Annotated in this window: 10 protein-coding genes; 8 read left to right on the top strand and 2 right to left on the bottom strand. The window is 33.0% G+C overall.

What is annotated here, in order from left to right; all coding sequences use genetic code 11:
- Window positions 1-78 precede the first annotated feature (78 nt).
- The 8 genes from V5787_RS04395 to V5787_RS04360 are packed head-to-tail and all read left to right on the top strand — an operon-like array spanning window position 79 to window position 11,197.
- On the top strand, window positions 79-1,260 hold the full coding sequence (locus V5787_RS04395) for a c-type cytochrome (protein ID WP_336892056.1): 1,182 nt from the start codon (window positions 79-81) through the stop codon (window positions 1,258-1,260).
- A 34-nt stretch (window positions 1,261-1,294) separates the two neighbouring features.
- Window positions 1,295-4,372, top strand: coding sequence for a TAT-variant-translocated molybdopterin oxidoreductase (locus tag V5787_RS04390; RefSeq protein WP_336892055.1), 3,078 nt, complete (start codon window positions 1,295-1,297; stop codon window positions 4,370-4,372).
- 31 nt (window positions 4,373-4,403) lie between these two features.
- On the top strand, window positions 4,404-5,801 hold the full coding sequence (nrfD, locus tag V5787_RS04385; protein ID WP_336892054.1) for an NrfD/PsrC family molybdoenzyme membrane anchor subunit: 1,398 nt from the start codon (window positions 4,404-4,406) through the stop codon (window positions 5,799-5,801).
- Window positions 5,794-6,321, top strand: a complete 528-nt coding sequence (locus V5787_RS04380) for a DUF3341 domain-containing protein (RefSeq protein WP_336892053.1) — start codon at window positions 5,794-5,796, stop codon at window positions 6,319-6,321. Before nrfD ends, V5787_RS04380 begins: the two co-directional genes overlap by 8 nt.
- A 4-nt stretch (window positions 6,322-6,325) precedes the next feature.
- Window positions 6,326-6,880: a cytochrome c gene (locus V5787_RS04375; RefSeq protein ID WP_336892052.1), complete on the top strand. Its 555-nt coding sequence runs from the start codon at window positions 6,326-6,328 to the stop codon at window positions 6,878-6,880.
- A gap of 28 nt (window positions 6,881-6,908) precedes the next feature.
- Window positions 6,909-8,285 carry a quinol:cytochrome C oxidoreductase gene (locus V5787_RS04370; RefSeq protein WP_336892051.1) on the top strand — a complete coding sequence of 459 codons (1,377 nt, stop codon included), beginning with the start codon at window positions 6,909-6,911 and terminating at the stop codon, window positions 8,283-8,285.
- 37 nt (window positions 8,286-8,322) lie between these two features.
- On the top strand, window positions 8,323-9,399 hold the full coding sequence (locus V5787_RS04365; protein ID WP_336892050.1) for a cytochrome c oxidase subunit II: 1,077 nt from the start codon (window positions 8,323-8,325) through the stop codon (window positions 9,397-9,399).
- Between the two features lie 46 nt (window positions 9,400-9,445).
- Window positions 9,446-11,197 carry a cbb3-type cytochrome c oxidase subunit I gene (locus tag V5787_RS04360; RefSeq protein WP_336892049.1) on the top strand — a complete coding sequence of 584 codons (1,752 nt, stop codon included), beginning with the start codon at window positions 9,446-9,448 and terminating at the stop codon, window positions 11,195-11,197.
- 158 nt (window positions 11,198-11,355) lie between these two features.
- On the opposite strand, the gene V5787_RS04355 is transcribed toward V5787_RS04360, so the two are convergent.
- Entirely contained in the window at window positions 11,356-12,756 is a 1,401-nt protein-coding gene (locus V5787_RS04355) for a Gfo/Idh/MocA family oxidoreductase (RefSeq protein ID WP_336892048.1), read from the bottom strand.
- 125 nt (window positions 12,757-12,881) lie between these two features.
- Complete coding sequence (locus V5787_RS04350) at window positions 12,882-15,317, bottom strand: LamG-like jellyroll fold domain-containing protein (RefSeq protein WP_336892047.1); 2,436 nt, start codon at window positions 15,315-15,317, stop codon at window positions 12,882-12,884.
- Between the last annotated feature and the right edge of the window lie 474 nt (window positions 15,318-15,791).

Raw genomic sequence — 15,791 nt, 5'->3', positions numbered from 1 at the left:
AAAAAAAAGGAAAATTTAATTCGTTTTTGTAAGAGTTAATTTATTTCAAGTTAAGATAGAAAATTTATATTTTTAAGTATGAAAAGTGTGAAAAAACACAGTCAAATCGCGAGGTTAGTAGTTACTAGTCTTACTTTCTTATTTCTTTTTACCTTTGGTTTATCTGCACAAGGAGATGCTAAAGCTGGTAAAAGTTTATTTAATGCTAATTGTGCTGCTTGTCATAAGTTGGATAAAAAATTAGTGGGTCCCGCATTAGGGAAGATTTCAGATAAAAGAGAATTAGATTGGTTAAAAGCATGGATTAAGGATAATAATGCTTTAAGAGCTTCTGGTGACGCAGATGCTATTGAAATTTACGAAGAGTTTAATAAGTTACCAATGACTGCTTATCCTCAGTTGTCAGATATGGATATTGAAAATATTGTTTTTTATCTGGATGCTGATCCAGTTAAAAAAGCGGGAGCTGCTGTTGTTGATTCCCCTGTAGAAGTTGAAGAATCGGGTACATCTAATTTTGTTTCGTATGTAGTTTTCTTAGTGTTAGCTGGGTTAATTGTGTTTGTCTATTTTAAATCTGATAATGGGTTCTTAAAGATTATTGCAACGATAATTTTGTTGTTTAATTTAGTGTACTTTGGTTTTACAGCATTGATGGATATTGGTGTTGATCAAGGTTATCAGCCAGTTCAACCAATTGCTTTTTCTCATAGAATTCATTCTGGTGATAATAAAATTGACTGTGAATACTGTCACTCTTCTGCGAAAAATAGTAAAACATCGGGAATTCCTTCTATTAATGTTTGTATGAACTGTCATAAAAATATTGGTGAAGTCGCTGAAGAAACTGCAACCGCAGAGCATTCAAAGGCTTTTTATGATGGAGAGATTCAAAAACTATATAAAGCAGCGGGTTGGGATTCAGATAATTTAGAATATACAGGAGAAACTGAGCCGATAAAATGGACTCGGATTCATAACTTACCTGATTTTGCTTATTATAACCATTCACAACATGTGACAGTAGGAGGGATTAAATGTCAGAAATGTCATGGTCCTGTTGAAGAAATGGAGGAAGTGTATCAATTCTCTCCATTAACTATGGGATGGTGTATCGATTGCCATAAAGAAACTCTGGTTAAGATGGAAGGAAATGGATACTACAAAAACATACACGAAGATCTATCTAAAAAGTATGGAGTAGATAAAGTGACTGTCGCCCAAATGGGTGGGAAAGAATGTGGAAAGTGTCACTATTAATCAATTATTAAGTTTATAAATACCTATATATAATATGGCATCTAACAAAAAATACTGGAAAAGTGTTGAAGAACTAAACAAAAATAGTTCGATTGTTGCTAAGCTTGAAGAAAAAGAATTTGTGTCTGAAATGACGGCAGATGAGTTTTTAGGAGATAAAGAGAGTTTAGAAGAGTCTTCAACATCTCGTCGTGATTTTTTAAAATATGTTGGGTTTTCAACTGCTGCTGCTTCGTTGGCGGCATGTGAAGGTCCCGTTAGAAAATCAATTCCATATGTTGTAAAACCAGAAGAAATCACACCGGGAATAGCAAATCATTATGCGAGTACTATCGCTGATGGTTATGATTTTGCAAATGTCTTAGTAAAAACAAGAGAAGGTAGACCTATTTTGGTTATGCCTAATAAATTGGCTAACGGATCAACGAACGCAAGAGTTCAAGCTTCTGTGTTGTCTTTGTATGATAGTTTGCGTCTAAAAGGACCTAAAGTGAATAGTAATAATTCATCTTGGTCTGATGTTAACACGCAAATTAAAGCAACATTAGCAGAGTTAAAAGATTCAGGAGAGAAAATTGTTTTATTAACGGGAACTTTGGCTAGTCCTTCTACGGAAAAATTAATTTCTGAATTTAAGGCCGTTTATGGAAATGTTGAGCATGTACAATATGATGCACTATCTGAATCTGCTACTTTAGATGCTTTTGAAGAGGTTTATGGTAAAAGAGCATTGCCTAATTATGATTTTTCTAATGCTAAAATGATTGTTTCTATTGGGGCTGATTTCTTGGCTGATTGGCAAGGCGGTTATGAAAAAAGTTATGTAGAAGGTAGAAATGTAAGCGCAGGTAAAATGTCTCGTCATATTCAGGTTGAAGCAAATATGTCTTTGACAGGTTCAAATGCTGATAAGAGAATCGTATTAAAACCGTCAGAGCAAATTTATGCTTTGATTAATCTATACAATGCTGTAACGGGAGAAAGTTTGCCATCAAAGGCAACGCCTAGAGATGCTGCAATTTCAAATGCGGCTAAACAATTAAAAAAATCTGGAAGATACGGAGTTGTTGTTACAGGCATACAAAATAAAAATGCTCAGTTAATCTCACTTGCTTTAAATGCTTATTTAAAGAGTGAAGTGATTGATATTTATGCTGTAAGATACACAAGACAAGGGAACGATACTGCTGTTGATTTGTTATTGTCAGAGATGAATTCTGGTAAAGTTGGTGCTATTATTACCTATAATACGAACCCTGTATATACCTTAGCAGATAGTGCTGCTTTTGTTGAAGGATTAAAAAAAGTAAAACTTTCAGTTGCTTTCGCATCGAGTGAAAATGAGACTGCTAGTATTTCACAATATACATTACCAATACCTCATTATCTTGAAGCGTGGGGAGATGTACAAATAAAAGAAGGATCTTATAGCTTAACACAGCCTACGATAAACCCATTATTTGATACAAAACAATTTCAAGACTGTTTGTTATCATGGTCTGGGAATGAAGAGTCGTACTATAATTACCTTAAAAACTTTTGGAATACTGAAGTTTTACAAGGGACATCTTGGAATCAAGCCTTACATAATGGTGTTTTTACTCCCAGCGAATTAGTAGTAGTTGAGTTAATTGCAAATTCTATTGATTTAGTAAAATCAGCAAATGTGTTGTTGTCTTCTGTTCATACAGGAGGGTTTGAACTGACATTATACCCATCTACTGCGATTGGTGATGGTCAACAAGCGAATAACCCTTGGTTACAAGAATTACCAGATCCATTGACAAGGGCATGTTGGGATAATTATTTGTTAATTTCTCAGGCAGATGCAACTGAACAAGGATTCTCAAATCCTGTTAGAGATAATGGAGCGATTGATGGTCAATATGCTAATATTACAGTAAATGGTGTTGTATTAGAAAATGTACCTGTGTTAATTCAACCTGGTCAAGCTAAAGGTTCTTTAGGTTTGGCGGTTGGATATGGTAAAACCAAAGCGATGAAAACTGACATGCAAGTGGGGGTAAATGCTTACACTTTGGCAAAAGATTTTAAAAATGTTCAAGTCGCTTCAATTGAAAATATTGGAGGTGCTCATAAGTTTGCTTGTGAACAATTACAACATACAATTGCTGGTAGATATGAAATCTTAAAAGAAGTTTCTTTTAAAGACTATAGCAATTCAAATTTGGATCCAAAAAAATCATGGAATCAGATAACCAAAGTTTCTTTAAAACATGAAGAGGTAGAGGTGAATTCTGTGAATTTATGGGATGATCAAGATCGTAGTATCGGACATCATTTTAATTTATCTATTGATTTAACTGCTTGTACTGGATGTGGTGCCTGTGTTATTGCCTGTCATGCTGAAAATAATGTACCAGTAGTAGGGAAACATGAAGTACGTGTAGGTAGAGATATGCACTGGTTGCGTATTGATAGATATTATTCTTCTGAATTAGATGCAGGTAGTGAAGCTAGAGAAAATAATACAAATTCTACTTCAGATTCAGTAGATGATTATTACAATTTAGAAACTCCTGAGGCTGAAAATCCTCAAGTATCTTTCCAACCCTTAATGTGTCAACATTGTAATCATGCTCCATGTGAGACTGTTTGTCCTGTTGCTGCAACATCTCACGGTCGTCAAGGTCAAAACCAAATGGCTTATAATAGATGTGTGGGAACAAGGTATTGTGCAAACAACTGTCCGTATAGAGTTCGTCGTTTTAACTGGTTTAAATACAATGATAATTCTGAATTCGATTTCAATATGAATGATGACTACGGTAAAATGGTATTGAATCCTGATGTTGTTGTTCGTTCCAGAGGAGTTATGGAAAAATGTTCTTTCTGTATTCAATCTACGCAAGCTGTTATTTTAAAAGCAAAACGAGAAGGAAGAAAAGTTGCTCCTAGTGAGTTTAATGATTCTTGTGCTTGTTCTGCTGCATGCAGCACTGGAGCAATGGTTTTTGGAGATGTGAATGAATCAAACGATGATATCGTTGGATTAAAAGAAGATAAAAGAGCGTATCGTTTATTGGAATTTATCGGAACAGATAATAATGTTTTATACCAAGTTAAGGTTAGAAACACAGAAGAAGCGTAAACTAAATTAATTAAGAAACAATATATAAATTATGTCGTCTCATTACGAAGCACCTATTAGAGAACCATTAGTATTAGGGGAGAAAAGCTACCATGATATTACGGTTGATATTGCAAGACCTATCGAAGGTAAAGCAAATAAAAATTGGTACATAGCATTTACTATTTCATTAATTGCCTTTATATGGGGTATAGGATGTATTTCTTATACAATTGGAACGGGTATTGGAGTTTGGGGATTGAACAAGAACATTGGATGGGCTTGGGATATTACAAACTTTGTATGGTGGGTAGGTATCGGTCATGCTGGTACACTAATATCTGCTGTATTGTTGCTATTCCGTCAAAGATGGAGAATGGCAATTAATCGTTCAGCGGAAGCGATGACTATCTTTGCTGTATTTCAGGCAGGCTTGTTCCCTATAATTCATATGGGACGTCCATGGAATGGATATTGGGTAATGCCTATTCCAAATCAATTTGGAACCTTATGGGTCAATTTTAACTCACCATTACTTTGGGATGTATTTGCAATTTCTACTTATTTGTCTGTATCATTAGTTTTTTGGTGGACAGGTTTACTTCCAGATTTTGCGATGTTAAGAGATAGAGCAGTAAAGCCTTTTCAAAAAAAAATATATGCTTTGTTGAGTTTTGGATGGTCTGGTAGAGCAAAAGACTGGCAACGATTTGAAGAGGTTTCTTTGGTATTGGCTGGTTTGGCTACTCCATTGGTGCTCTCTGTACATACAATTGTATCTATGGATTTTGCTACTTCAATCAATCCAGGATGGCATTCAACTATTTTCCCTCCTTATTTTGTTGCAGGAGCAATCTTTTCTGGATTTGCAATGGTACAAACCTTATTGGGTATAATGAGAAAGGTTACAAATCTTGAAAATTATATTACTCGTTTACATGTGGAATACATGAATATGGTAATTATGTTTACTGGAGGAATCGTTGCAGTAGCATATGCGACTGAATTCTTTATTGCATGGTATACTGGTTCGCCTTACGAGAATTTCACTTATATGTCTGTAGGAGCCGCAACAGGACCATATGGTTGGGCTTTTTGGTCCTTGATATTGTTTAACATCTTAATTCCTCAGCTGTTGTGGATTAGAAAGTTTAGAAGAAGTTTTATCATTTCATTCTTAATTTCAATTGCGATTAATATTGGAATGTGGTTTGAACGATTTGACATTATTGCAATTGTACTAAGTAAAGGTCATTTACCATCTACTTGGGCACGTTTTGAGCCTACATTTGTAGATATAGGTATCTTTATTGGAACTATTGGGTTTTTTGGGGTTTTATTTTTATTATATGCACGAACTTTTCCAGTGATTGCTCAAGCAGAAGTAAAATCAATTCTAAAGTTATCAGGAGAAAATTATAAAAAATTAAGAGACGGAAATCATGAGTAATAAAGTAATACACGCCTTATATAATGATGATGACATCCTGATGGATGCCGTTAAGAAAGTGAAAGAAAAACATATTCATATTGATGAAATCTTTACACCATTTCCGGTGCATGGATTAGATAAAGCAATGGGATTGGCTCCTACTAGATTGGCAGTTACTGCATTTATGTATGGATTGGTTGGTTTGGGCTTTTCAATTTGGATGACAAATTATATGATGATTCAGGATTGGCCTCAAGATATTGGTGGTAAACCTAATTTTAGTTGGTTTTTAAACATGCCTGCCTTTGTGCCAATTATGTTTGAAATGACTATCTTTTTCGCAGCTCACTTTATGGTAATCACATTTTATATGAGAAGTAGAATTTGGCCATTTAAATCTGCTGAAAATCCTGATGTAAGAACTACTGATGACCATTTTTTAATGGAAATCTCGATTCATAATAATAATGAAGAAGAATTAACTTCTTTGTTAAATGAAACAGGAGCAGTTGAAATTAACGTAATTGAAAAGCACTAAGGAAATGAGAAATACGATAACTAAAATAGCAGCAATTTTGTTTGTAGCCATTGGTTTTATTTCATGTAATGATAAAACAAAGCCTCAGGTTCAATTTATGCCTGATATGTATACTTCTATAGCTTATGAGACATATGGTGTAAATATTACTTTTGCGAATGGAATGGATTCTCGATTACCTGCTAAAGGAACGATTGCTAGAGGACATGTACCTTATGATTATCCAAATTCTATTGAAGGTTATGATTTGGCAAAATCTGAATTAAAATCTCCTTTAACGGATTATACTTTAAATAGTGAAAAAGGAAAAAAATTATATGTAATTTACTGTGCTTTATGTCATGGTAATACTGGTGATGGACAAGGTGATTTGGTTAAGAGAGAAAAGTTTTTAGGAATACCTAATTATAAAGATAGAGATTTGACAGAAGGAAGTATTTACCATGTAATTATGTATGGTAGAAACCTTATGGGATCTCATGCTTCTCAATTGACAGGAGAAGAACGTTGGCAAGTTGTAAACCACGTTCAAAAATTAAGAAACGATTTATTAAAATAATCTTTAATAAAGATTGAATTCGAAATATATGTATCAGTTTTCAGGAAAATTAAAAACAATTGCATTGGCATTAATGGTGTTAGGGGCTGTGGGAGTAATCTCGGGTTTTTTAACAACGCCAAGTTCAATTGAAGAAGTAAAAGAACATTTACACCATGAAGAAAATGCGCAAGGTGCTCACGACAAAAATGTAGTATCGCATCATGATGAAACCAAACAAGAGGCTCACGGACATTCAGAGGGAACTCATGAAGTTGTAGCTGATGGAGAAAAAGATCATGGAGATAGTCATGCTGAACACGTGTATCATCAATTGAAAAATAGACCCTGGGCTGCGTTCTATGTTGCTTGTTTCTTTTTCTTTGGAATAACACTTTTAGTTTTGGCCTTTTATGCGATTCAAAGAGTTTCACAAGCTGGTTGGCCTATTGTACTTTATAGAGTAATGGAAGGTATTACGGGAAATTTATTACCAGTAACAATTATCTTGTTAATTATTTTGCTTTTAGGCTCAGCACACGTACACCACTTATTTATATGGATGGAGCCTGGAACCGTAGACCCTACATCTGACAACTATGATGCACTTATTGAAGGGAAAAGTTGGTGGTTAAATATACCAGGTTGGACAATAAGATCCATTGTTTATATTACAGGTTGGAATTTATATAGACATCTGTCAAGAAAGGCTTCGTTGGCTGAAGATAATGAGACTAATTTAGTTAGTTATAATAAGAATTTTAAAATGTCTGTGGCATTTTTAGGATTCTTCTTAGTTACGGAATCTATGATGTCTTGGGATTGGATTATGTCTTTGGATCCTCACTGGTTTAGTTCTTTATTTGCATGGTATATTTTAGCAACCTTTATGGTTTCAGCTGTTACTGTTATTGCAATGGTTACAATTTATTTAAAATCTAAAGGTCATTTAGAATATGTAAATGATAGCCATATACATGATTTGGCTAAATATATGTTTGGATTTAGTATTTTCTGGACCTATTTATGGTTTTCTCAATTTATGTTGATTTGGTATGCAAATATGCCTGAGGAAACCACCTATTTTATTCAAAGATTTGAGGAGTATAAACTTCCATTTTTGATAATGATTCCTATGAATTTCGTTTTCCCTATATTATTATTAATCAACAGTGATTATAAAAGAATTCCAAATATTGTCATCGGAACTGGTTTGGTTGTATTGTTAGGACATTATACAGATGTTTTTATTATGATTATGCCTGCAACGGTTGGAGGTGAATGGTTTTTTGGAATTCCTGAAATTAGTGCAATAGTATTCTTTTTAGGATTGTTTATTTACTCTGTTTTTTCATCAATCGCTAAAGCACCATTATTAGCTAAAGGAAATCCTTTCTTAAAAGAAAGTGAAAAATTTCACTACTAATATTTCATTAACTAACAATTATAAATAAATCAAATTTATGCTAGCTTTATTTTACATCTTTTTAGCTGTTGCAGTAGCTTTAGGGATTTGGCAATTGAATAAATTGGCAAATTACAGGAAGGTTATTTTAAGAAACGATAAAAACGAAGAGGTTTCTGCAATTTCAAAAATTGATGAAAACCCTGTCGCAACCGAGAAGGATAATGACATCCACGGAAAGTTGTTTTTAGTCTTTTTAATTGGGTTTTATCTTTTAATGGGCTATTGTTTGTTCTTCTTGAATGATTTAATGTTACCAGAATCTGCTTCTATTGAAGGAGAACATGATGATAATTTATTTTTAATAACTTTTATATTAATCGGAATTGTACAATTTATAATTCAAGGATTGTTATTTTACTTTTCTTTTAAATATAGAGGTATCAACAATAGAAAAGCCTTTTTTTATGCAGATAGTCATAAGCTAGAAGTGATTTGGACTACGGTACCAACGATAGTTCTAACATTGTTAATTGGTTATGGTTTGTATGCTTGGAACAATATTATGGATTTGTCAAATGCAGAAAATCCAATCGTGATTGAAATATATGCTAAACAATTCCAATGGGAAGCTCGATATGCAGGTGCCGATAATACTTTAGGACGCGGAAATGTTAGAAATATTAAAGGTATCAATACCATGGGGGTTGATATGTCAGACCCGAATTCAGCTGATGATATACCTGTAAGAGAATTACATTTACCTAAAGGACATAAAATTATATTTAAATTCCGTTCTCAAGATGTATTGCATTCTGCTTATATGCCTCACTTTAGAGCTCAAATGAATTGTGTACCTGGAATGGTTACAGAATTTGGATTTACTCCTAAATTTACTACTGAAGAAATGAGAGCTAATGAAGAAACCATTCGTAAGGTTGCTCGTGTTAATAAAGTTAGAAAAGAAAAAGGTGAAGAACCTTATGAATTTGATTACTTATTATTATGTAATAAAATTTGTGGGGCATCTCACTATAATATGCAAATGAAAATTATTGTTGAAGAAGAAGCTGATTTTTATAGCTGGTTGAGCCAACAAAAAACACTTACTGAAGTAGTAAATAATGAATCTTAAAGGATAAACATTTTCATTCTCAGATGAGAATAAAAAAAATAAAAATATGTCAGAACATCATAATAAAGAAACTTTTGTAACTAAATATATTTTTAGTCAAGATCACAAAATGATTTCTAAGCAGTTCTTGATTACCGGAATTATTATGGGGGTAATTGGAGTTCTTATGTCAATGTTATTCCGTTTGCAAATTGCATGGCCGGATCATTCTTTTTCTATCGTTGAAGCATTCTTAGGAAGCCATCAGACAGATGGAATTATGGATCCTGATATGTATTTAGCATTGGTTACTATTCATGGTACAATTATGGTATTCTTTGTGTTAACAGCTGGATTAAGTGGTACTTTTAGTAACTTATTGATTCCATTGCAAATTGGTGCTCGTGATATGGCATCAGGATTCATGAATATGATTTCTTACTGGTTGTTCTTTATTTCAAGTGTGATTATGGTTGTTTCTTTATTTGTTGAAGCTGGACCTGCTTCTGCTGGATGGACTATATACCCTCCATTATCTGCTTTACCTCAAGCAATTCCTGGATCAGGAATGGGAATGACATTATGGTTAGTATCTATGGCTATTTTTGTTGCCTCTTCATTGATTGGATCTTTGAATTATATCGTTACGATTTTAAATTTAAGAACAAAAGGAATGAAAATGACAAGATTGCCACTTACAATGTGGGCATTCTTTATCACGGCGATTATCGGTGTAGTTTCTTTCCCTGTATTATTGTCTGCAGCATTACTATTAATTTTTGATAGAAGTTTTGGAACATCATTTTATTTATCGGATATTTTTATAAGTGGAGAAGTTTTACATTACCAAGGAGGTTCACCTGTTTTATTTGAACATTTATTTTGGTTTTTAGGACATCCTGAAGTTTATATTGTATTGTTGCCAGCATTAGGAATTGCATCTGAAGTAATTGCTACCAATTCGCGTAAACCAATTTTCGGGTATCGTGCAATGATTGGTTCTATTATGGCAATCGCATTCTTGTCTACAATTGTGTGGGGTCACCATATGTTTGTTTCTGGAATGAACCCATTTTTAGGTTCTGTTTTTACATTTACAACTTTATTAATTGCGATTCCGTCAGCGGTAAAAGCATTTAATCTCATCACAACTCTTTGGAAAGGGAATTTACAAATGAATCCGGCTATGTTGTTTTCCATAGGTTTGGTTTCTACTTTTGTGACAGGAGGGTTGACAGGATTAGTATTAGGAGATAGTGCTTTGGATATCAATGTACACGATACTTATTTTGTAGTTGCGCATTTCCATTTAGTAATGGGTGTTTCTGCCATTTACGGTATGTTTGCAGGTGTTTATCATTGGTTTCCTAAAATGTATGGTAAAATGATGGACAAAACATTAGGATACTGGCATTTCTGGATTACTGCAATTGCTGCATATGGTGTGTTTTTTCCAATGCATTTTATCGGATTGGCTGGTTTACCTCGTAGATATTATACAAATACAGCATTCCCATTGTTCGATGATTTATCAGATGTGAATATTGTAATTACCTTATTTGCTATCTTAGGAGGTGCCGCACAAATTATTTTCTTAGTTAACTTTTTCATGAGTATTTACAAAGGAAAAACAGCTGTACAAAATCCTTGGAAATCTACAACCTTAGAATGGACTACTCCTGTTGAAAGTATACATGGAAATTGGCCAGGGAAAATACCAACTGTTGAGCGTTGGGCATATGATTACAGTAAACCTGGATATGATGTGGATTTTGTTATGCAAGATGTACCTCTAAAAGAGGGAGAAGAGGAATATTAATACTATTTTAAAACAATAAAAAGCCATTTCAATTAAAATCGAAATGGCTTTTTATTGTTTTAAAATAGAGAATTTCTGGAGGTTTTATCTCGAGGTTGTTTGTCTGAAATTCAAAAAAGTAATTTTTGAGTCTTAAAACTCATTCTCTTTTTTTAATTTTAATTAACAATATCTAAAGGTTTTGTTGTTTTCCAATCTCCTTTTGTGAAATCAGGAAATTTTTGTGAACTTCCATGTTCTGCAACTGAAACTTCGCTTAAAGGACTTACCGAACTCCAAAAACAGCCCTCGTATACGTTTTGATCCAGAGGCAATCCACTTCTTAGACATTCAATGATTCTGTAACACATCATGTAATCCATACCTCCATGTCCTCCGTTTTTCTTAGATATTTCACCTAGACGTTTGTATAATGGGTGTTCATATTTTTCAAAAATTTCTTTTAATTGATCTCCTTGAGCCCATTGATGATGTCCTTTAGTTGCTCCTTCAACACCTCCTTCTAGTGCTATTCTAGTTGGAAATCCAGTTAAAGTTCCTTTTGTTCCTTGTATAAGGTTGTGTCTTGAATATGGACGTGGACTTGTTTCATCCCACTGTACCATAATTGTACGACCCATTGTAGTTTTTATGATAGAAGTATTTATGTCTCCTCCCTTAAAGTCCAATTGATTCCATTTATGGTCTTTTCCAAAATTATTTTTTGCATATAACTCTCTCCCTTTTGCTGGTGATGATAAAGAAACTATGCGTTCAAAATTATCTTCTCCTCTTGCTAAATTCATATATTGAGCAATAGGACCTAGTCCATGTGTAGGATATAGGTTTCCATCTCTATTTGCATATTGTGATGTTCGCCATGATCCTGTTCCTCGTTCAACTTGTTTCATTTGACCTCTTAATTCATGTATATAAGCAGCCTCTCCATGAAGTAGCTCTCCAATAACTCCTTTTCTACACATATTAAGGTATAGCAATTCCTCACGCCCGTAATTTACGTTTTCCATCATCATACAATGTTTCTGTGTGTTTTCAGACGTTTTTACTATGTCCCACATTTCTTCAAGAGTTACAGCAATAGGAACTTCAACAAATGCATGTGCTCCTTTTTTCATTGTTTCAATTGACATTGGAGCATGGGTTTTCCAAGGAGTACAAATAAAAACAACATCGGGTTTTTCTTTTATTAGCATTTTTTTCCAATCATTCTCGCCACCAGTATATATAGTAATGTCTTTATGACGTTGTCCGTTTCCTTTTTCTTTACATTTCTTAGCTGTTTTAGTAGCTAGATCTTCATATAAATCACTAATAGCTATTACTTCTGTTCCTTCTATAGAAGCTATTCTTGAGGCTTGTCCAGATCCTCTAGCTCCAACACCAATAAAGGCACAACGGACAGTTTCTAATTTGGGAGCAACAAAACCTCCCATATATTTAGATCTAAATGCCGTAGATGAAGTATTGAAGTTACTTGCACTCAAAAAATTTGGTAATAGAGCCAAACCAGCTCCTGCAATGGATGTTTTTTTTAAAAAATCTCTTCTGTTAGAGTTCATGGGTATCTGTATTTAGTTTTTATAAAAAGCTAAAGATAAGTGGATATGAGGTCTAAATAGGTGAGCAAATGGGTGAACGACTTAATTTTATTTGCAAAATTAATCCCAATTGTAGTTTTTGGAGATTATTTTTTAATAAAACTTTGGTATTTGACGTCAAAGGATTCGACATAAAGAGCTTCATAGTTTTTCGCAAAAGTAGTATAAACGTTTTGTGCCAAACCATGCTTTCCAGAGGACACCAATTCAGTAATCAAAATTCCAAGAGCATTTTCATTTAGATTGTCAAATAAAAGAATTGTTTTTGCAATTTTAATATTCAATTGTGGAGGTAAGTTTTTATTTTGTGCTTTGTGAATTTTAGATAAGAGATTTTCTACTTCATTAGATATTTTGTTTTTATAATAATCTGTCCATTCAGTTTGTGTATTTTGAAGGATGTTTCCCTTTTTTACCAATTCAAGAAAAGCTTCTAGTTCGTCTAAAGAAAATTTATCATTCATCAAATTGGCTTCTAAATTTTCTTTAAGTTTTGTATAGAAGAAAATATCAATTTTTAATTTTCTATTGTTTAGAATACGCCATTTCTTGTTTTCGAAAACTACTTCTAGTCCATCAATTCCTGACAATACCATTCTTAACTTTCGTATGTTTCCATTGCGATTTTCTTTAGCTTTTAGTTTTGGAGCTCCTGGCCAAAATGTTTCTGTAAGTTTATTCGTATTAACGCCTTCTTTGTCTTCTAAAGTTGTTAAAACTAGAAATGAAAGTAGTTGTTTGTGCAAAGGCGAAAATGAAAGTGTTGTTTCTTTTGAAGCAAGGTACATCTCAAAATCGCCAAAAAGGCGAAGTGTATTTTGTGTGTGGGTTGGAATTACTTGAGGTTTTGAAGCTTTTTTGGGAGTAGAGATTGAACGTTTAATTAGTCTTCTTCTTATGTAAATGACTAGAACAACTAATCCGATTAAACCTAAAACACCAATAAAAACAGAAAACATATTGGTGTTTTTGATAGGTTTGTAATTGTATAGAGTAGCAATTTCTTTTGAAGAAAGACCTCTGTCCCATATTTTTAAATCATCGATAGAACCATAAAATTGTTCTCCCCATATATTATTACCTATTACAAGTGATTGGTTGGAGGGGATTATATCAGTAATATTTGATTCTCCAATCATTTTTCCATCAAGGTAAAATTCGATGGTAGTTTTTGGGTTGTAAATCGCAACCAAGTGATGCCATTTATGAATTTTGAGTGGATGTTTGATTACATGATCTTTTATGGTTGCCGTAGTAAAATCAGGATTTCCTTTTTTTAGTTTGAAGGAGAAAGCCATTCCGAAACCTAGAATTCCCATAAATTGAGGAATACTGTCTGGTTTTACCCAAACAGAAATACTTATAGGTGTTTCAAAATTCAATGTGTTTTCTTTTGAATAATCAATAAACGAGTCCAATGTGTTTAGATATAGAACATTACCTCTTTTCGAATCTTTTACAAATGAAATATCTTTAGAAATAGCTCTGCTCCATTCAGGTTCCATGCTGTTTACAATTTCATTATCAAAAGAAAAATCATAAATAAGCTTGTCTTTTAAAATGACATCAAAGGCAGTGAAAATTCGAGGAGCATCACTTAGACTCACATGATGTATTACTTCTGCGGGAGTAATTCTATATCCGTTTTTATAAGGAGAAAGTACCAGTCTCAATTTGGTGAGAGGAAAAGAGAATTTGGCAGGTGTACTGATTTTCGGGGATTTTATCCAAGATATTTTATTCAATCTTTTACCATTGTATTCCAAAACACCTCTAAAACGTCTTGTCTGGTTTAATGAATCTGTGATGATTTTTAGATTTGATATTTTAATTTTTGGGGCAACAATGAAATTAGGAGCTTTTCCTGTAGTTCTCCATAATTCAAAACAATTTTTTAGAAGTATACTGTCAGTGATAGCATTGGATTTAAATAACACAAGTTTGTGCAATGGATCTGAAGAAAATCTATTATTGTATTTGTTTTCTTTTCGTATTCTTTCAATTGATGTACTAACTATGTCGGATTTAAAAATGGCAAGAATTTGAATTCCTTTTTCTTTTAATGAAGCTATTTTTGGCCAATCAACTTCATTTTGAAAATAAATTTTTTCAACAAAGTAATTCTTTAAAAAAAGGCGTAATTGATTTTCATCATAGGTTCCTTTAAAAATGAGAGGAATTATTTCTTTGGAATTGTTTTTTAGAAATTTTTGAATTGGAATGAATGCTTGTTCGAGTTGTTTTTGTTCTTTTGAGTTGTTTAAAGTATAACTTGTTTTGGTTTCATTTATGTCTAGGATAAATGCCCGTGTGCCTAATAAAAGGTTTTTTTCGATGGATAAGTTAGTGTGTTCACAAATAAAAGCAACGTCATCAACAGATAAATCATTTTGAGAATAAATGAAGTTCGAGAATAAAAGGAAAATTAAAAAAAAATATCTTTTTTCTGAGATAGGTCGCTTGGTGTTTCTCCCTCTTAAAGAAGGCGTTTTTTTGTGATTTTGAAGCTTATTAGTTTCCATAAATTGGACGAAATGTGGCTGAAATTGTCACTTTCAACCAAAAATATATAAAAATAGTAAGAAGAAAAAGAAAATTTCTAAAAGATAGTAACTTTATACTTTATAACTGGTATTGTTAACCCTAGTAGCAATGTCTTTTTTATACCTCATTGAATGTGGTTTCTATGTTATGAAAGCAGGTCAAATTTCCCAAAAACTTAAATTCAAGGAATCTATAAAGTGTTTTAAAGAAAAGGAAAATTTGATTGAACTACCTAGTGAATTTTGGGCTGTTTTCCTAAGTCACATTTTTGATTACTCGAATTAATTTTAGTTCCATTCATAGGAGACAGATATTAACCCGGAACCAATAGTTCTTTAATTAATATATTTTTTTGTATCTTTATTGATGGAAAAAACAGACTTACGAAGCGTGTCCGATCAAGAAAGAGAAATTATACGAAGGGATGCCATAAAAATGATAAATCGAGGAGA

This window comes from Flavicella sp. (genome assembly GCF_037132785.1).
GTDB lineage: Bacteria > Bacteroidota > Bacteroidia > Flavobacteriales > Flavobacteriaceae > Flavicella.
The sequence above is the reverse complement of the archived record's forward strand: the minus strand, read 5'-3'. Positions and strand labels throughout refer to the sequence as shown.